18 protein-coding genes and 1 tRNA gene are annotated in these 16733 nt (G+C 64.3%); 10 read left to right on the forward strand and 9 right to left on the reverse strand.

The window, feature by feature from the left end; genetic code table 11:
* Nucleotides 1-5 precede the first annotated feature (5 nt).
* Nucleotides 6-287 carry a BufA1 family periplasmic bufferin-type metallophore gene (locus tag KIH45_RS13180; RefSeq protein ID WP_213176508.1) on the reverse strand — a complete coding sequence of 94 codons (282 nt, stop codon included), beginning with the start codon at nucleotides 285-287 and terminating at the stop codon, nucleotides 6-8.
* Between the two features lie 196 nt (nucleotides 288-483).
* Here KIH45_RS13180 and bufA2 point away from each other — a divergent pair, with 196 nt between their 5' ends.
* The 4 genes from bufA2 to KIH45_RS13200 all read left to right on the forward strand — a co-directional run bounded on the left by bufA2 (nucleotide 484) and on the right by KIH45_RS13200 (nucleotide 2801).
* The gene (gene bufA2, locus KIH45_RS13185; RefSeq protein ID WP_213176509.1) at nucleotides 484-768 is read left to right on the forward strand and encodes a BufA2 family periplasmic bufferin-type metallophore; all 285 of its coding nucleotides are present in this window, start codon (nucleotides 484-486) and stop codon (nucleotides 766-768) included.
* Between the two features lie 93 nt (nucleotides 769-861).
* The gene (gene bufB, locus KIH45_RS13190) at nucleotides 862-1698 is read left to right on the forward strand and encodes an MNIO family bufferin maturase (protein ID WP_213176510.1); all 837 of its coding nucleotides are present in this window, start codon (nucleotides 862-864) and stop codon (nucleotides 1696-1698) included.
* Complete coding sequence (locus KIH45_RS13195; RefSeq protein WP_213176511.1) at nucleotides 1695-2471, forward strand: HvfC/BufC N-terminal domain-containing protein; 777 nt, start codon at nucleotides 1695-1697, stop codon at nucleotides 2469-2471. The genes bufB and KIH45_RS13195 overlap by 4 nt, the downstream gene beginning before the upstream one ends.
* A 75-nt stretch (nucleotides 2472-2546) precedes the next feature.
* The gene (locus tag KIH45_RS13200) at nucleotides 2547-2801 is read left to right on the forward strand and encodes a hypothetical protein (protein WP_213176512.1); all 255 of its coding nucleotides are present in this window, start codon (nucleotides 2547-2549) and stop codon (nucleotides 2799-2801) included.
* A gap of 62 nt (nucleotides 2802-2863) precedes the next feature.
* Here KIH45_RS13200 and KIH45_RS13205 read toward each other — a convergent pair.
* Nucleotides 2864-2940: transfer RNA gene (locus tag KIH45_RS13205), tRNA-Arg, on the reverse strand.
* Between the two features lie 58 nt (nucleotides 2941-2998).
* Between KIH45_RS13205 and KIH45_RS13210 the strand changes: the two genes are divergently transcribed.
* The gene (locus KIH45_RS13210; protein WP_337925489.1) at nucleotides 2999-3748 is read left to right on the forward strand and encodes a queuosine precursor transporter; all 750 of its coding nucleotides are present in this window, start codon (nucleotides 2999-3001) and stop codon (nucleotides 3746-3748) included.
* Nucleotides 3749-3768: 20 nt separating this feature from the next.
* Here KIH45_RS13210 and KIH45_RS13215 read toward each other — a convergent pair whose 3' ends face one another.
* A complete protein-coding gene (locus tag KIH45_RS13215) occupies nucleotides 3769-3978 on the reverse strand; it encodes a PspC domain-containing protein (RefSeq protein ID WP_213176513.1) in 210 nt (69 codons plus the stop codon).
* Nucleotides 3979-3984: 6 nt separating this feature from the next.
* On the opposite strand from KIH45_RS13215, the gene KIH45_RS13220 reads away from it, so the two are divergent.
* Nucleotides 3985-4335, forward strand: coding sequence for a hypothetical protein (locus KIH45_RS13220; protein ID WP_213176514.1), 351 nt, complete (start codon nucleotides 3985-3987; stop codon nucleotides 4333-4335).
* Between the two features lie 3 nt (nucleotides 4336-4338).
* Complete coding sequence (recF, locus tag KIH45_RS13225) at nucleotides 4339-5418, forward strand: DNA replication/repair protein RecF (RefSeq protein ID WP_213176515.1); 1080 nt, start codon at nucleotides 4339-4341, stop codon at nucleotides 5416-5418.
* On the opposite strand, the gene KIH45_RS13230 is transcribed toward recF, so the two are convergent.
* Nucleotides 5415-6080 (reverse strand): arylesterase, encoded by a 666-nt coding sequence (locus KIH45_RS13230; RefSeq protein ID WP_213176516.1) that lies wholly within the window; start codon nucleotides 6078-6080, stop codon nucleotides 5415-5417. The genes recF and KIH45_RS13230 overlap by 4 nt on opposite strands.
* Before the next feature lie 52 nt (nucleotides 6081-6132).
* Between KIH45_RS13230 and KIH45_RS13235 the strand changes: the two genes are divergently transcribed.
* Both KIH45_RS13235 and KIH45_RS13240 read left to right on the forward strand, forming a co-directional pair.
* Nucleotides 6133-6840: an ABC transporter ATP-binding protein gene (locus tag KIH45_RS13235; protein ID WP_213176517.1), complete on the forward strand. Its 708-nt coding sequence runs from the start codon at nucleotides 6133-6135 to the stop codon at nucleotides 6838-6840.
* Entirely contained in the window at nucleotides 6837-9365 is a 2529-nt protein-coding gene (locus KIH45_RS13240) for an ABC transporter permease (protein WP_213176518.1), read from the forward strand. The genes KIH45_RS13235 and KIH45_RS13240 overlap by 4 nt, the downstream gene beginning before the upstream one ends.
* Nucleotides 9366-9368: 3 nt before the next feature.
* Here KIH45_RS13240 and KIH45_RS13245 read toward each other — a convergent pair whose 3' ends face one another.
* The 3 genes from KIH45_RS13245 to KIH45_RS13255 form a co-directional block, all read right to left on the reverse strand.
* A complete protein-coding gene (locus KIH45_RS13245; RefSeq protein ID WP_213176519.1) occupies nucleotides 9369-9767 on the reverse strand; it encodes a DUF805 domain-containing protein in 399 nt (132 codons plus the stop codon).
* A gap of 36 nt (nucleotides 9768-9803) precedes the next feature.
* Entirely contained in the window at nucleotides 9804-10214 is a 411-nt protein-coding gene (locus KIH45_RS13250) for a DUF805 domain-containing protein (RefSeq protein WP_213176520.1), read from the reverse strand.
* A 117-nt stretch (nucleotides 10215-10331) separates the two neighbouring features.
* Nucleotides 10332-12995, reverse strand: a complete 2664-nt coding sequence (locus KIH45_RS13255; RefSeq protein ID WP_213176521.1) for a TonB-dependent receptor — start codon at nucleotides 12993-12995, stop codon at nucleotides 10332-10334.
* Nucleotides 12996-13273: 278 nt separating this feature from the next.
* On the opposite strand from KIH45_RS13255, the gene typA reads away from it, so the two are divergent.
* Nucleotides 13274-15097, forward strand: coding sequence for a translational GTPase TypA (gene typA, locus KIH45_RS13260; RefSeq protein WP_213176522.1), 1824 nt, complete (start codon nucleotides 13274-13276; stop codon nucleotides 15095-15097).
* 1 nt (nucleotide 15098) lies between these two features.
* On the opposite strand, the gene KIH45_RS13265 is transcribed toward typA, so the two are convergent.
* Nucleotides 15099-15854 (reverse strand): SDR family oxidoreductase, encoded by a 756-nt coding sequence (locus KIH45_RS13265; RefSeq protein ID WP_213176523.1) that lies wholly within the window; start codon nucleotides 15852-15854, stop codon nucleotides 15099-15101.
* Nucleotides 15855-15873: 19 nt separating this feature from the next.
* Nucleotides 15874-16629, reverse strand: a complete 756-nt coding sequence (locus KIH45_RS13270; RefSeq protein WP_213176524.1) for a hypothetical protein — start codon at nucleotides 16627-16629, stop codon at nucleotides 15874-15876.
* Between the last annotated feature and the right edge of the window lie 104 nt (nucleotides 16630-16733).

Here is a 16733-nt window from a genome sequence, read left to right on the forward strand (position 1 = left end):
CCGGTTCAGCGCTTCACGGGCGTCAGCGAGCCCATGCCCTTGGGCGTCTTGATTGCGGTGCAGGTGCCTTTCTCGACCAGCTTCCACGCATTGCCCTGCCAGTCGCGGGTCGACGTTCCGGCACAGCTCGTGCCCGGCCCTGCGGCGCAGTCGTTCTGGCCTGCCTTGGCGACACCATAGCACTTTTCCATTTTCGGTTCGGCGGCAGTGGCGGGGGCGGCAAGGCTGGCGGCGATGGCGCCGGTCAGCGCGGCACCGGCAAGCGCGGCAAGCGGGCGATTGGTCATGGGACGATGTTTCCTTCAGCTAGGGCCATCCGCGACATGCGGGACCTCGTGAGGGCCATTCGTCCCGCCTCCCGCTGCGGTTACAGCGGCCCGAATAGCCTGCGAAATTTCAGGTGCGTGTAACCGGCCCAGCCGGCTCCCCGAATGGACCCATGCCTGCCCGTTGCAGGCCACATCCAATTCGGGAGCTATCCAGATGTCTCTATCCAACAAGACCGCCATCGCCGCAGCCGCAGCCAGCCTCGCCCTGTCGGTAACCGCCGCCTTTGCCGCCACGCCGCCCGAAGGCAGCACCGGCAAGGCACTGGGCAGCGAGGACACCGTGCATTGCTACGGCGTCAATTCGTGCAAGGGCACGGCCGACTGCAAGACCACCGCGCACGAATGCAAGGGCATGAACGCCTGCAAGGGCCACGGCTTCAAGGCGATGAGCGCGGGCCAGTGCCTCACCAAGGGCGGCACGATCGGCGATCTGGGCTGATCCCCAACCGCTGATCAAATGCCCCGAAGCGGCCCGGTCTCCCGTCCCCCATCCGCCGGGCCGCTTCGTTTTTCTTCAGGAGGCGCACCACCCATGACCACCATCGAACCTTTCGGCGGCTATGGCCTCGGCCTGCGCCAACCGCACTACCGCGATTTTCTCGACAACGACGTGCCGGTCGATTTCGTCGAAGTGATCTCGGAAAATTTCATGGTCGACGGTGGCCGCCCGCTCGACGTTCTAGACGCGGTGCGGGAGAGACACGAAGTCGTGATGCACGGCGTCTCGCTCTCGCCCGGTTCGGCCCACGGGCTGGACATGGCCTATCTCGACCGCCTTTCAGCGCTGGTCGACAGGGTCGAGCCGCTGTGGGTTTCCGACCATTTGTGCTGGACCCGGTCGAGCGCGCACAACAGCCACGATCTCCTGCCCCTGCCGATGACGGCGGAGGCGCTGGATGTCGTCTGCGCCAATGTCCAGCGAACGCAGGACAAGTTGCGCCGCCGGATCCTGCTCGAAAACCCGTCGAGCTACATGACTTTCCCCGAGGACGAATTTGCCGAGTGGGATTTCCTGGCCGAAGTCGTGCGCCGCACCGGCTGCTATCTCCTCCTCGACCTGAACAACGTCTTCGTCAGCGCGCACAACCACGGCTTTGCGCCCGCACGATATCTCGATGCCTTGCCGCTGGAGCGGGTGCGGCAGGTCCACCTCGCCGGGCATATGCCGGGCGAGATCCTGATCGACACGCATGACCGGGAAGTTTGCGACGGCGTCTGGTCCCTGCTTTCGGACGTCGCGCCAAGGCTGGGGCCCATTGCGCTAATGATCGAGCGTGACGACGCCATTCCGCCGCTGCCCGAACTGCTCGCGGAACTCGACATCGCGCGCGAGGTGGTGGAGCGCCGCCGCAGGGCGATAGCAGCATGACGCTCGCCGCATTTCAGGACCGTTTCCTCGACGCGCTCCGCTGCGACGAGGCCGCTTTGCCCGTGGCATGGTCCGAACGCGAGGAGCGCGGTTTTGCGATCTATCGCAACGCCTATCGCACGCGGCTGGTCGAAGTGCTCGAAAATGCCTTTCCCCGCACGCGCCGCCTCGTCGGCGAGGATGCGTTCACGACCGCGGCGATCCATCACCTGATAGAGGAGCCGCCATCGAGCTGGACCATCGACGATGCGGGCCGAGGGTTCGACGTCACGCTCGCCGCCCTGTTCTCCGCCGACCCCGACGTTGCCGAATGCGCGTGGATCGAATGGGCGATGGGGCAGGCGCTCGTGGCGGCTGAGGGCACACCTCTCGACGCCGCCGGTTTCGCGCAGGCCACCGCCCGGTTCGCAGACGAGGACTGGCACGCGATGCGCCTGTCCTTCGTGCCCGGTTTCGCCGTGCGCACCGTAACGCGAGAGTGGTCCGCGCTCTGGCCGATGCTGGGCGAGGGCGGTGACCTGGCTGCGGCACGAAGCGCACCCACCGTCGAGCCCGCGATGGGCGCCGTCGTCTGTCGCGAAGACCGCACGCCCGCGTTTCTGACGGTCGGACAACTGGAACTCGCTGCCCTGACGCAGATGACCGATGGCGCGACGTACGGCGCGATGTGCGAGGCACTCGTCCACGTGGCCGGCGAAGAAGCCGCGATCGCAGGGGCTGGCGGCTTGCTGGCCCGCTGGCTCAAAGAGGGCTGGATCGCAGCGGTATCCTAGCCCGCCCCAGCTTCGCCATATTCGGGGCGGATAATGCCCGACAGGGTCGCGTTATCCGAACGTGGGGAGTTCGAGATGCGTAAGGCAATAACAGCGCTGGCAGCAGCAGTCCTCATCATGGCGACACCAGCCATGGCGGGCGAGATCAACGGCAATGGCGGTCCGGCACAAGGGGCAAGCCATGCTTCCTCCGAATGCGCCTATTCAGGCCTCAACGACACGCCGTGGGACCCGATGGGCCTTGTCCAGACCTTCAAGACATTCTGGAACATCTTTGGCTTTATCATGCCGGGCGATGACTTCCATCCCGGACAGGCCTGCCGCGGATAGCAACGCGCCAAAACTTGAAAACCATGACCCGACCGCTGCGCTTTTCGCCAGCGGGCGGGAAGTGGCGCGCCCTGCAGGAGTCGAACCTGCGGCCTCAGGATTAGAAGTCCCGTGCTCTATCCAGCTGAGCTAAGGGCGCGTGGGGGTTGCAAATAGCGTGCTTTTCGCGGGGCGCAAATCGCGATAGGCCCTGATGCGTGGATAGCGAACATACGACAGGGCCCGCGCGGGTCGAGGGCAAGGCGGCCGGGCACCGGCTGTTCCGGTATTTCGATTTCGTGATGGCGGCTTTCGTCACCGTCCTGCTGCTCTCGAATATCATCGGCGCCTCGAAACGCTCGGTCGTCGAATTGCCGGTGCTGGGCGAATGGTATTTCGGCGCGGGCGTGCTGTTCTTTCCGATTTCCTACGTTATCGGCGACGTGCTGACCGAGGTTTACGGCTATGCCCATGCCCGCCGCTGTATCTGGGCAGGATTCGGTGCGCTGATCTTCATGGTGGTGATGGCCGAAGTCGTCGTGGCACTGCCGCCAGCGGACGGCTGGCCGTTCCAGTCGGACTACGAAAACGTGTTCGGACAGGCCTGGCGCATTGCCGGTGCCTCGATCATCGCGTTCTGGGCGGGTGAGTTCGTCAATTCCTACGTCCTTGCCCGGATGAAGATCTGGACCAAGGGCAAGGCGCTGTGGAGCAGGACGATCGGGTCGACCGTCGTGGGCCAGGGCGTCGACAGCGCAATTTTCTATCCGCTGGCGTTCCTTGGCACGATGGGCTGGACCGGAGAGCAGGTCTTCTGGGTCGCGGTGACCCAGTGGGTGCTGAAAGTGAGCTGGGAGGCTTTGCTGACCCCTGTCACTTATGTCGTCGTGGGATGGCTGAAACGGCGGGAAGGGGTCGATGTCTACGATACAGACACAGACTTCTCGCCCTTTGCGAAAGTCGATTGAGGGAGCGTGATCGCGGAGGGTTAGTCCGCGATCAGCCCGATAAGCAGGTAGACGAGGATCAGCGAGCCGAAGCCGGCCAGCGTGCCCACGACCACCAGGATGCGGACGAGCGTGACGTCGATGCCGAAGTATTCGGCGATGCCGGCGCACACGCCCATCAACTTGCCGCGCCTCTTGTCGAGGTGAAACTTGCGCGGCGAACCTCCGTTGGGATTGGTCAGGTTGCTCATGCGCGCATGTCCGAAGCAACAGCGGTGGGAGCGGCGAAATCGACCGGCGAAACCGTTGCGGAAATCGCGAAGAGCGAAACGGCGAGAGCGGCGAGACCGGCGGTCACGTTCGAAGAGATCTGCGAGAAGTTCATCATTTTAATTCCCCTTGTCTGGTTGTTGAAGCGGCGTCGTGCCGTTCATGCCAGATACATTGCAGCAACCGTGCCAGTTTTGAAAATGTATAAAAATCATACATTTAATCGCATTGCAGAAAATGAACGGCTGTTCACAAAACCGCGAATTGGGAAATTCCACCAATGTTTGGTTTCGCTATTTCCCGCTTTTCCTGCAAGCGGCCCGACCCTAAGCGCATAGGCGATGGCGCTGGACCGTATCCGCCTTGCAGACTTCAGGAATCACGCCGCCACCCGGCTTGAGGGGGCGGGGCGTTTCAACCTGCTCATCGGACCGAATGGCGCAGGCAAGACCAACGTGCTCGAGGCGCTGTCGCTGCTGGCGCCGGGGCGGGGCCTCAGGCGCGCGCAGCTTTCCGACATCCCGCGAGAGGGCGCGCATGGCGGCTTTGCGGTCGGGGCCGATCTCGTCAGCGGGGTGACGCCGGTACGCATCGGCACGGCCCTTCGCGCGGACAATCCGGGGCGGCGTATTGTCCAGGCCAGCGGTGCGCCGCTTCCGGCGACGCGGCTGGCCGAATGGCTCTCGGTCGGTTGGCTGACGCCCGCGATGGACCGGCTGTTTACTGATAGCGCCAGCGCGCGGCGGCGGTTCCTCGATCGCATGGTACTGGCGCTTCGCCCCGACCACGCGACCCATTCGAGCCGCTATGACAAGGCGCTGCGCGAACGGAACCGGCTGATGAGCGGTGACGCGCGGCCCGATGCGGGTTGGCTCGACGCGCTGGAAAAGGAAATGGCCGAGGCTGGCGCGATGATCGCGCAAGGCCGCGCCGAAACCGTGGCGCGGCTGGCAGAAGCGATTGCCGCTGTGCCCGATGGCCCCTTCGCGCGGCCCGATCTGAGCGTTGATCCGGCGGCACCCGTTGATGCGGGCGAACTGGCGGAGCTTTGGCGCAATGGTCGCGGCGCGGATCGCGGGGCGGGGCGCACGTTGGCAGGGCCGCACCGCGATGACCTGTCGGTCACGATGGCGGGCACCGGACGTCCTGCGGCGGAATGTTCGACCGGTGAGCAGAAGGCGATGCTGATCGCGATCACGCTGGCCCATGCCGAACTGGCCGCAGGGTCGCGCCCGCTGATCCTGCTGCTGGACGAAGTTGCAGCGCACCTCGATCCGGTGCGCCGCGCAGTGCTTTACGAGCGGCTCGCCGCGACCGGAGCGCAAGTCTGGATGACTGGGACGGAGACCGAACCTTTCGCCAGTCTGCCCGAACGCCCCGCGGCGTGGCGGGTCACGGCGGGCTTTGCCGAACCGCTTTAGTCCAGCGCGTCCTCGATCGTATCGACGGACTCCTCGACCATCGCCTTCACCCCGTCCGCTGTCGGGTGGATCTGGTCGGATTGCACCAGCGATCGGTTGAAGATCAGCGGCTCGATGAAGAAGGGCACGATCTCGGCATCGTATTTGTCGGCAAGGTCGGGGAAGATAGCGTTGAACTCGCCAGCGTAGTCGCCGCCAAGGTTCGGCGCGGCCTTCATGCCCATGACGACGATGTCGATGTCGCGCCGGTCCAGTTCTGCCATGATCGCGTCGAGGTTCTGTCGCGCCTGAGCAGGCGGAAGCCCCCGCAGCATGTCGTTCGCGCCCAGTTCGACAAGCGCCACGTCCGGCTTCACTGTCATGGAATCCAGCACGAAAGACAGCCGCTGCCGACCGGCCGACGTCGTGTCCCCTGAAACACCCGCGTTCTGCACCCGCACGTTCATCCCGCGTTGGCGCAAGGCCTGTTCCAGCTGTGCCGGATAGGCCGCCGAACGGGGGAGGTTGTAGCCGGCGAAAAGGCTGTCCCCGAAGGCAAGGACCATCGTCGGCTGGCCGACCGGCGCATCGACTTCTGCCGTGCCGCCATCGGCCTTGTTACCCTCTGCCTGTCCGCAGGCCGAGAGGGCGAGTGCGGCGATTGCCGCGATCAACTTACGCATTTCGATCAAATTCCTTGCAGCTTGCCCCATCCATGCCAATCTTGGGCGTTCCATGCAAAGCCCCCCTGACGTTGCCGCCCGCCCTGCAATCCACGCCGAAAGCCTGACCCTCGAACTGGGGAACACGGGCAGCCCTGTGCCGATCCTGAAAGGCATCGATTTGATCGTGCCGGAAGGGCAGACCGTGGCGCTGCTCGGCCCGTCGGGTTCGGGCAAGTCCTCGCTGATGGCAGTGCTCTCGGGTCTGGAACGCGCCAGCAGCGGCAGGCTGGACGTGGCGGGAGAGGATTTCTCCGGCCTTTCGGAAGACGCGCTGGCCCGCGCGCGGCGGGGGCGGATTGGCATCGTGCTTCAGGCCTTTCACCTGCTGCCGACAATGACGGCGACCGAGAACGTGGCGACACCGCTGGAACTGGCGGGCGAGGGCGATGCTTTTGCGCGCGCACGGGCAGAGCTTGAGGCGGTCGGCCTTGGGCACCGGCTCGATCACTATCCCATGCAGCTTTCGGGCGGTGAGCAGCAGCGCGTGGCGATTGCCCGTGCGCTGGCTCCGCGCCCGCCGCTGCTGTTTGCCGACGAACCCACCGGCAATCTCGACAGCGCAACCGGCGCACAGGTCATCGACCTGCTGTTCGGCAGACGTGCAGAGACGGGGGCGACGCTGTTCCTCATCACGCACGACCCGTCGCTTGCCGAAAAGTGTGAGCGGGTGCTCGAGCTCGCCGACGGACGCATCGTTTCGGACAGCCTGAACGGATGAGCGGCGAGGGACGCTGGGCGCTCGCCTTCCGGCTGGCGAAGCGCGATTTCTCGTGGCGTTTCCGCGGGCTGCGCCTGCTCGTCATCTGCCTGTTTCTGGGCGCAGGCGCGCTGGCCGCGATCGGCACACTGGAATCGGCGATCCGGGGCGAACTATCCGACCGCGGGCGCGAGATCCTTGGCGGCGACGTCGAGTTCGCGATCTACGCCCGCGAGGCGAGCGAGGATGAACGCGCGGCGTTGGAAGCCATCGGGCCGGTGTCGGGCGGCATCCGCCTGCAGGCTATGGCGAGCGCGGCGAACGGCAACGTCTCACCGATACAGTTGAAGTCTGTCGACGATGCCTGGCCGCTTTACGGCGCGCTGGAGATCGAAGGCAGCGAGGATGCTGCGGCTCCTCCCGATGGCGCGGCCTGGGTCGATGGCGGCGTGCTTGACCGGCTCGACGTCGAGGTTGGCGATACGATCAAGCTGGGTGAGGAGAACGTGCGGATCGCGGGAGTTATCGCGCGCGAACCGGACAGATTGTCCGAAGGCTTCGCGCTCGGCGCGCCGGTGCTGATCTCGCAAGCCACGATGGAGAAGAGCGGGCTGGTCCAGTTCGGCTCGATGATGCGCGCGAAATACCGCGTGGCCTTACCCGCCGGAGCCGACCCGCAGGAAGCGGCTGACGCATTCGAAGCGCAGTTCCCCGACGCGGGCTGGGCGACGCGGACGCGGGACAGGGCTTCGCCGGGGGCCGACCGGCTGATGGCGAACATGGGCCAGTTTCTCGGGCTAGTCGGGCTGGCGGCGCTGGTCATCGCAGGCATCGGGATTGCAGGCGCGGTGTCGTCGTGGCTGGAAACGCGGCGGGGCACTGTCGCAACTTTGAAAGTGCTGGGCGCGACGTCGGATGACGTGCTGCGCATCCATGCCTTGCAGGTCCTTGCCGCCGCGCTGATCGGTATCGGCGCGGGGCTGGTGGTTGGTGTTCTGGCCGTGCCGGCTCTGTCGGCGTTGCTGGAAGGGCTGCTGCCCGTGGAGACCGGTTTCGTGCTGGATCCTCTGGCGCTTTTGCGAGCGGCGCTTTTCGGGTTGCTGGTCGCGTTTGTATTCGCCGCGCCGCCGCTGCTTGCCTCGCGCTCTATTACCGCGATGGCGCTGCTGCGGTCGCGGGTGACGCTGCCTGCGGGGCTTTGGCGCAAGGCTGCAAAGCCGGTCGCGGCAGGGCTGGTTGCCATCGTCGCGCTTGCGCTGCTGACGGCGCATGAGCCGTTCCTGACGGCAGGCTTTCTTGGCGGGGCGGCGGTCGTTCTGGCGCTTCTGGCACTGCTGGGCCTCGTTATTCGCAAGCTTGTCTCGCGCGTGCCGCGCTCTCGCGGGTCGTTGGCTGTCCGCATGGGGCTTGCAGCGCTGGACCGGCCCGGTTCGCCGACCATCGCGCTCGTCACCGCGCTTGGTTTCGGGCTGTCGGCCTTTGCCGCGATTGCCGCGATCCAGACCAGCCTCGATGCCTATATCGCGGGCACCGTACCCGACAAGGCGCCGGACTATTTCGTGCTCGACCTGCCGCGCGATGCCGAAGGTTCGTTCCGCCAGATCGTCGAGAGCGAGGCTCCGGGCTCGCAAGTGCGCACCGTGCCTGCCTTGCGCGGAGCGATCCTCGCTTACGGCCCCGAAGGCGCGATGACGCGTGTGTCCGACCTTGAGGAGATACCCGAAGGGGCGTGGGCGCTACGCGGAGAGCGCGGGCTGACCTATTCGGGTGAACTTCCCGCAGGCAATGTCGTCAGTGAGGGCGAGTGGTGGCCTGCCGACTACGACGGCGAGCCGCTTGTTTCGGTGGATGAGGAATTCGCCAATGCGCTCGACCTTGAGATCGGTGACAAGCTTGCCATCGGGTTGCTGGGTGTGGAGCGCGAGGCGACCATCGCCTCGTTCCGCCGGATCGAGTGGGACGACATGGGCTTCAACTACGTCCTCGTCTTTGCGCCCGGTGCGATCGACGATGCGCCGCACAACCTCTCGGCCTCGGTCATTCTGACCGAAGGCACCGACGGAGGCCCTCTGCTGGGCGCGCTTGTCCGCGCATTCCCGACGACTTCGGTGATCGAGATCGGCGGCGTATTGGCCGAGGCTCGGGAGATCCTGTCCAGCCTTGCCGTTGCCATTCTTGCTGCTGCCAGTGTCGCGGTTTTGGCAGGGCTTGCCGTCCTGTTGGGCGCGATCGCCGCGGCGCGGGCGCGGGAGACTTACGACACGGTTGTCCTGCGCGTACTCGGGGCGAGCCAGGGGCAACTGCTGGGCGCGCTGCTGACGCGATACCTGATCCTTGCCGCCGTGCTTGGTGCGATTGGCCTCGGTATCGGACTTGGGACCGGCTGGCTCGTCATGACCAAGCTGTTCGAGTTCCCTTACGAACCCGATCTGCCGATTGTCCTTGCCGTACTGGGTGGAGGCGTCCTGCTGGTCGTGCTGGCCGCAGTGGCGGCGTCGCTGCCGGTCCTGAGCGCGCGGCCTGCCCGCGCGCTCAGGAGCCTTTAGCGATCAGAACGAGACGCGCGGATCGGGGCCATAGGCATTGGAGCCGAGGTCGCCGGTCTTCAGCATCATGTAGAGCATGAATAGCGCGCCGATCAGCGGGATGAAGTACATCAGCAGCCAGAAGCCGGAATGACCGGCATCGTGCAGGCGCCTGACGGAAACCGTGAATGACGGGATAAACGACCCTATGACGAAGAGCGTGTAGGCCATGTTCACGACATCGACCATCGCGCTGCCGCCGACGAGTGCGCCGTCCTCCAGCCTTCCGCCGAAGGCATAACCCAGCAGGACGGTTATGGCCCAGAGCACGAGTATCAGGGCCATGAAGCCCCAGTACTCGGTACGGCTGGACCGTCCCGCAATCTCGAAATAGCGCCGATATGGCGCAAGGATCAGATTCATCGACAATCCCCCCGGTTGTCGTTTTCGTGATGCGCCTTAGACGCCGCGGGCTTCGCCTTCCTTCGGATCGGGGCCGAAGCGGTTCGGGCCGCGTGTTCCCTCGATCAGGTAGAAGTAGAGCAAGACCAGTCCGCCAATGATGGGCACGAAACCGATCAGGATCCACCATGCCGAGTGATCGGTGTCGTGAAGCCTGCGAAACGTGACGGCGAGAGACGGAATGATCGTGGCGATCGCCCAGACGAACATCGCGATCATCGCGACCGATGCAAGCGGGCCCATTTCAGGTTGCTCGCCGTATTCCATCGTGCCGCCGACCGCCATGATCAGGAACATGAAGGCGAGATAGACGAGGAAGTTGAACAGCGCGAACATCCAGTATTCCTTGCGCCGCGAACGGCCCGAAAACTCGAAGTAGCGCCGATACGGCATCAGCATCCATTCCATGAAAAAACCCCCTGTCTGTAAGTCCCTTGAACGACTTATTGCCTGAACTTTACCGAAAAGCAAAAGGGGCCGCACCTTGCGGTGCAGCCCCTTTCCCTCCCTGAGCTTTCAAGCGGCTCAGAACTTGTAACGTGCCGTCACGCCGTAAGTGCGCGGCTGGTTCGGATAACCCGAAATGCTCAACGGCTGGATCGGCGTGTCGAAGATCGACAGCAGGTAGCGGTCGTTCGTGAGGTTGCGGCCCCAGACCGACAGCTGCAGGCCGTTCTGCATCGCGTAAGTGAGCGAGGCGTTCACTTCGTTCACTTCGCGCTGGAACTGCGCAGCCGCACCAATTGCGGCGTCCTGGCCGAATTCGATGAACCCGGGCAGGCCTTCGACGATCTGCACCGACGATTCGTGGTGGTAATCGCCGCGCGCGATAATCGCATCGCCGTTGCCGAATTCATGCGTGTACTGCGCCGACCACGTCGCCGAGATCGCCGGAACACCGGCCACGGCCGTACCCGAAAGATCGCCCACGCCCGAGAGCGGGAAGTCCTTGTACTCGCTGTCGAGGTAGGTCACCGCCATGCGCAGCAGCAGGGCGTCGACCGGGCGGACCGAGCCGTCGAATTCGAAACCGATGGCTTCCTGCTTGCCTGCGTTGGCAAGGAAGAAGCCGGTGCCGGTGAAGATGTTCGACTGGAAGCCGGTGATCGACTGCTTGAACGCAGCGAACGTGAAGTTCGCCGGACCGAAGTCGCCCTTCAGGCCGAGTTCGAGGACTTTGGAATCCTCTGCATCGGCAAAGCGGCTGCCGTAGGTCTGCGTCGGGAAGTCGAGACCCGCTGCCTCGATCGCGGCCTGGTCGGCAAACGCCGGGCGGCTGTCGCGCGACAGGTTGACCGAAGGTGCCTTGTAGCCCGTCGCGTACGAGATGTAGGCGTTGAGGCTGTCGGTCACGTCATAGGCCAGACGTAGCGTGTACGAGATGTCGTCGTCGCTCAGCTTCCCGCTCTCGACCGAGTTCGGAACGTTGAGGAACGGCGGCAGGTACTGAAGCGCAGCCAGGTTGCCGATCGGCGCGGCCGCAGCAGCGGCGCCCGTGGCGATCTGCTGGTACAGCGCAGGCTGGCTACCTGCGAAGGCCGCGATCTGGTCGGCCGTGGCGAAACCGCCCGGAACGCCCAGGATGCCGCCGATGGTCTGGCTGATGCCGGCCTGCGTCGCGCCCGTCACGAACGCGTCGAGATCGAGCGAGGAGAAGACGTCCGAGCTGACCACGTTGGTCGAGAACTTCTTCTTGTCCTTCGTGTAGTTGATGCCAGCCGTCAGCGTCAGGCGATCGGTGACGTAGAAGTCCATCTGCCCGAACAGGCTCAGCGCCTCGTTGTCGAGCGTGTAGGCTTCGTCGAGGCCGCGGCCGCCGATGAAGAACTGGTTGTCGAACGCGCCCGGTGCACCGGCCAACTGGCCGAAGAACTGTTCCAGGCTCGGAACGTTGAAGGCACCGCCGCTAAGACCGGAAATGCCGATGTTCGCAAACTGGCGCAGGTCGTCGCCGTAGTAGAGCTGGTTCACCTGGTCGATGGATTCATCGAAGTAGAACGCGCCCAGCAGCAGGTCGACCGGACCGATCGAGGCGTTCGCGCGGAATTCCTGCGTGAACGTGCGGATCGAAAGGTCCTGGAAGTTGCGGCTGATCAGGTCTGCGCCGGTGAAGTCGGAGTCCTGGTTGGTGATCGCATCGACACCGCGATAGGCAGTGATCGAGGTCAGCTTGAACGGGCCGAAGCCGAAGTCCATCTGGCCCGAGAAGCCCCAGTTCTCGATGTCGTTCGAGCTCGGGAAGTTCGAGTAGATGACGTCCGCGAACGGATCGTTCGGGTCCGAATTGCCGGCACCAAGGCCGAACGGGGCAGGCGCGGTGATGGCAGCGCCGATCGGACCTTCCTGCAGCAGCACGTTGGCGCAGCAGTTCTCGTCCGTCTTTTCATAGTCGCCGATCAGGCGGACCTTGAAGATGCCGCCCGGTTCGTAAAGCAGCTGGCCGCGGGTGAACCAGCGATCACGCTCGTTCGTCTTGCCGCCGGTGCCGAGGTCGGTGACGTAACCGTCACGCTTGTTGATGCCGCCGCCGATGGAGGCAGCGATCGTGTCGGTCAGCGGGCCGTAGATGTTGGCCTTGGCGACGATCGCGTCGTAATTGCCGTAGCTTACTTCGGCTTCACCGCCGAAAGTAAAGCGCGGCTCTGCCGTCACGACCGAGATGACGCCGGCGCTGGCGTTCTTTCCGAACAGCGTCGACTGCGGACCGCGCAGTACTTCGATGCGCTGCAGGTCGGGCAGGTCGTTGATGCGCGCGGCCGAGCGCGAGCGATACACGCCGTCGACGAAGACGCCGACCGACGGTTCGATACCGGCGTTGTTCGCGCCGTTGCCGAAGCCGCGGATGATGAAGTTGGTGTTCGCGCTCGACTGAAGCTGCGTCACCTTCAGCGAAGGCGCGATGCTGGTAAGGTCCTTGAGATCGCGGATTTCGGCGCGCTCAATATCCTCTTCGGTCGTCACGGTGACGGCGACCGGCACGTCCTGAAGCGTCTGTTCGCGCTTCGTGGCGGTCACGATAATGGTGTTGCTGTCGCTCGTCGGTTCCGCATAGTCGGTGGCCGGCTCGGCGTACTCGACCTCGTCCGTGGCATCTTGTGCCAGGGCGGGGGCGGCGACGAATGCGACCAGGGCGGAAGTGGACGACAAAGCGGTACGAACGGCGAAACGGCCGTTCCGAATCGGTTTCATCGGCAATTATCCTCTTCTCTCAACCAGCCGGATTCATTTGGTTTTGAATAACAAGACCGGCGGCTCCTGATCATGCCTTAAGCGACAATTTGCGCATGGGCAACGCTTGCCTTACGTATTCGTTAGCGAAATCGGGGAATGCGTTGCTTCGCTGCCACGCCCTTATTTGCTTGCTGCATCGCATCATTTTCGGTAGGGCGCGCGGCGCCTCGCCGGTGGATATTCGGCCCGCGTTGCACATACCCGATAAAACACACGAATTTTCGAGGCTTTCGACCATGTCCGCCGAGCTGCGCAATATTGCTATCATCGCCCACGTCGACCACGGCAAGACCACGCTGGTTGACCAGCTGTTCCGCCAGTCCGGCACTTTCCGCGACAACCAGCGTGTCGAGGAACGCGCGATGGATTCCAACGATCTGGAAAAGGAACGCGGGATTACCATCCTTGCGAAGCCTACCTCGATCGAGTGGGAAGGCCTGCGTATCAACATCGTCGACACCCCGGGCCACGCCGACTTCGGTGCAGAGGTGGAACGCATCCTCTCGATGGTCGACGGCGTTATCCTGCTGGTCGACAGCGCAGAAGGCGCGATGCCGCAGACCAAGTTCGTGACGGGCAAGGCGCTGGCGCTGGGCCTCAAGCCCATCGTCGTCGTCAACAAGATCGACCGTCCCGACGGCCGCCCCGAAGAAGTGCTCGACGAAGTGTTCGACCTCTTCGTGAACCTTGGCGCCAATGACGAACAGCTCGACTTCCCCACGCTCTACGCATCGGGCCGTAATGGCTATGCGAGCGAGGACATCGAGGCGCGCGAGGGTAACCTGACGCCGATGTTCGAACTGATCCGCGATCACGTCCCGGCCCCGGGCCTCGACGTCGACGCGCCTTTCTCGTTCCTTGCCACGCTGCTCGACCGCGACAACTTCATGGGCCGCGTTCTGACGGGCCGTGTCCAGTCGGGCACGATCAAGGTCAACGACCCGATCCGCGCCATCGACATGGACGGCAAGGTTATCGAAACGGGCCGTGCATCGAAGCTCCTCTCGTTCCGAGGCCTCGACCGCGTGCCGGTGGAAGAAGCACGCGCCGGCGACATCATCGCGCTGGCCGGTCTTGAAAAGGCCACCGTTGCCAACACTATCGCCGACCCGTCGGTCAGCGAGCCGATCGCCGCACAGCCGATCGATCCGCCGACTCTGGCCATGCGCTTTGCCGTCAACGACAGCCCCTTCGCAGGCCGTGAAGGCGACAAGGTGACCAGCCGCCTGATCCGCGATCGCCTGCTGCGCGAGGCGGAAACCAACGTCGCCATCCGCGTCACCGAATCGGCCGACAAGGACAGCTTCGAGGTTGCCGGTCGCGGCGAACTTCAGCTGGGCGTCGTGATCGAAACGATGCGCCGCGAAGGTTTCGAGCTTGGCATCTCGCGTCCGCGCGTGCTGCTGCGCGAAGAGAACGGCCAGCGCACCGAACCTTACGAAGCCGTCGTGATCGACGTTGATGATGAATTCTCCGGCACGGTCGTCGAGAAGATGCAGCGCCGCAAGGCAGAGCTGACCGAGATGCGCCCCTCGGGCCCGGGCAAGACCCGCCTCGGCTTCCTCGCCCCGTCGCGCGGCCTCATCGGCTACCACGGCGAATTCCTGTCCGACACGCGCGGCACGGGCATCATGAACCGCCTGTTCGACAGCTACGGCCCCTACAAGGGCCCGATCGAAGGTCGCCAGAACGGCGTCCTGATCTCGAACTGCACGGGCGAGGCCGTCGGCTATGCGCTCAACGCACTCGAAGATCGCGGCATCCTTTTCGTGAGCCCGCAGGAAAAGGTCTACGAAGGCATGGTGATCGGCGAGAACGCGAAGCCCGACGACCTTGAAGTGAACCCGCTCAAGTCGAAGCAGCTCACCAACTTCCGTTCGACCGGCAAGGATGACGCAATCCGCCTGACGCCGCCGAAGAAGATGACGCTGGAACAGGCCATCGCCTATATCGACGACGACGAAATGGTCGAAGTCACGCCGGCGACGATCCGCCTGCGCAAGGCCCTGCTCGACCCGCACGAGCGCAAGAAGGCCAAGCGCAAGGCCGACGCGGCATAATTCAGCCCGACAGGGGCCCGTCCAGCCATTCGGCGTGATGGGCCTCGTCGAAGATGTTCCAGTCCCCGGCGGCGAAAGCTTCGTCGCCGGTGGACTTCAGCACCCAGTAGAGAAACTGCGCCACCCGTTCGGGGCGGATCAGCAGTCCCTCGTCGCGAAAGCCGCGGAACACGCTGGCCGAGGGATGATCGCCCTCGCGCGCGGAATCCTGCATGGGGCCGATGACGACACCCGGCATCGCAGAGCCCACGGTAACGCCGCTGCCCGCAAGGTCCGCGTTCCACGCGTCCTTGGCCATCAACAGCGCGGCCTTCGAAATACAGTAGAGCCCGTTCCCGGCCAGGGTCCGGTGCGCCGATCCCGATGACAGGTGCAAGACGCGCCCGCCCTGCGCCATGCGCGGCAGCAGGTCGCGGGTCAGGAACAGCGGCGCCTCCAGATTGATCGCCATCATCGCGTGATACGATGCGCCCGTCATGTCGCGCATGTCCTCGAGCGAGGCGATGGCGGCACTGTGCGTGAGCGTGCCGACCTCGTCGTCCCTGCCAAGCGCCGCTGCCGCCGCGACCCGGCCGTCGGGGCTGGCGAGATCGCAGGCGACGACCTCGATCAGGTCTGGGTATTCGGCTTTGACATCGGCCAGTTCACCGGCGCGGCGGGCCAGGCCAAGCACGCGCTCACCTTGCCCCGCAAAGTGCAGGCAAAGCGCACGCCCGACCCCGCTGCTCGCGCCCGTGACTACGTTGACCATTGCCATTGTTCTGCCTCTCCCTGTCTCAGCCTATGGTTCGCTCGCCCAGCATGATCAGCGAATAGATCAGCGCACCGCCCAGGAAAGGCCAGAACCGGCTCGACCGGTCTTCGGGCAATTCCTCTTTCAGGGTGTTGAGGATGATGCCGCCGGCAAGGAAAGCGAAGAGAAATCCGATCCCGACTGGCGGCAGGTCGACCACTAGACCAAGCACCCAGCCGATGAGGACACTGGCCGCCAGCACCCATCGTCCGCGTTTCTCGTAGGCTTCGGGGTGGTCGATCCGCATGCCGTAGTCGCTGGTCAGGAAATGCAGCGCCATCGCCACGAAATAGAGCCCGAGCGACCACGGCCCGGTCTCCTCCCGGTGCAGCAGGAGGTAGCCCACCAGGAGGTTCAACACCGCGTAGGACCCGGCATGGACCCATTCGAGATGATCCTCGATCCGGTCGCCATGCCCCTTGGCGCGCGAACGGCTGCGAGAGATCTTCACCATCCGCTCCAGCCCGTAAAAACAGACCAGCCCGATCAGCGTCAGGGAATAGACAAGGCTCTCGGCCAAGGTGCTGGAGAGCTTCAGTTCAGCGGCAAAGGTCTTCTGGTGCGCGCCAAGGTCCGGAAGGACGTGAAGGAAGATATAAGCCACCGCCACACCGCCGGAAAACGACAGCCATGCACTGCGCGGCTTCACATCGAGAAAGCGAAGCCGGTGAACATTGAGGTGCACCGCCGCGAAGACCGATACGAAGAGGGCGGTAATGATAACGGTCGGACTGGCCATCGCGTTGAAGTGGGGCCTCCATTTGTCTGGGGCAAGCTTCATGCCCTTGCCCTGCGACTTGCGCGCTCATAGCGTGGTCACGATTGAAACCAACTGGGCGCATT

It is taken from the genome of Croceicoccus gelatinilyticus (assembly GCF_018398395.1).
In the GTDB taxonomy this organism is placed as follows: domain Bacteria; phylum Pseudomonadota; class Alphaproteobacteria; order Sphingomonadales; family Sphingomonadaceae; genus Croceicoccus; species Croceicoccus gelatinilyticus.

Excerpts from the sequence above, each read along its gene's own strand:
- KIH45_RS13180 (WP_213176508.1), bottom strand. The coding sequence starts at position 287 with ATGACCAATCGCCCGCTTGCCGCGCTTGCCGGTGCCGCGCTGACCGGC.
- bufA2 (WP_213176509.1), top strand. The coding sequence starts at position 484 with ATGTCTCTATCCAACAAGACCGCCATCGCCGCAGCCGCAGCCAGCCTC.
- bufB (WP_213176510.1), top strand. The coding sequence starts at position 862 with ATGACCACCATCGAACCTTTCGGCGGCTATGGCCTCGGCCTGCGCCAA.
- KIH45_RS13195 (WP_213176511.1), top strand. The coding sequence starts at position 1,695 with ATGACGCTCGCCGCATTTCAGGACCGTTTCCTCGACGCGCTCCGCTGC.
- KIH45_RS13200 (WP_213176512.1), top strand. The coding sequence starts at position 2,547 with ATGCGTAAGGCAATAACAGCGCTGGCAGCAGCAGTCCTCATCATGGCG.
- KIH45_RS13215 (WP_213176513.1), bottom strand. The coding sequence starts at position 3,978 with ATGAGCAACCTGACCAATCCCAACGGAGGTTCGCCGCGCAAGTTTCAC.
- KIH45_RS13220 (WP_213176514.1), top strand. The coding sequence starts at position 3,985 with ATGTCCGAAGCAACAGCGGTGGGAGCGGCGAAATCGACCGGCGAAACC.
- recF (WP_213176515.1), top strand. The coding sequence starts at position 4,339 with ATGGCGCTGGACCGTATCCGCCTTGCAGACTTCAGGAATCACGCCGCC.
- KIH45_RS13230 (WP_213176516.1), bottom strand. The coding sequence starts at position 6,080 with ATGCGTAAGTTGATCGCGGCAATCGCCGCACTCGCCCTCTCGGCCTGC.
- KIH45_RS13235 (WP_213176517.1), top strand. The coding sequence starts at position 6,133 with ATGCAAAGCCCCCCTGACGTTGCCGCCCGCCCTGCAATCCACGCCGAA.
- KIH45_RS13240 (WP_213176518.1), top strand. The coding sequence starts at position 6,837 with ATGAGCGGCGAGGGACGCTGGGCGCTCGCCTTCCGGCTGGCGAAGCGC.
- KIH45_RS13245 (WP_213176519.1), bottom strand. The coding sequence starts at position 9,767 with ATGAATCTGATCCTTGCGCCATATCGGCGCTATTTCGAGATTGCGGGA.
- KIH45_RS13250 (WP_213176520.1), bottom strand. The coding sequence starts at position 10,214 with ATGGAATGGATGCTGATGCCGTATCGGCGCTACTTCGAGTTTTCGGGC.
- KIH45_RS13255 (WP_213176521.1), bottom strand. The coding sequence starts at position 12,995 with ATGAAACCGATTCGGAACGGCCGTTTCGCCGTTCGTACCGCTTTGTCG.
- typA (WP_213176522.1), top strand. The coding sequence starts at position 13,274 with ATGTCCGCCGAGCTGCGCAATATTGCTATCATCGCCCACGTCGACCAC.
- KIH45_RS13265 (WP_213176523.1), bottom strand. The coding sequence starts at position 15,854 with ATGGCAATGGTCAACGTAGTCACGGGCGCGAGCAGCGGGGTCGGGCGT.
- KIH45_RS13270 (WP_213176524.1), bottom strand. The coding sequence starts at position 16,629 with ATGGCCAGTCCGACCGTTATCATTACCGCCCTCTTCGTATCGGTCTTC.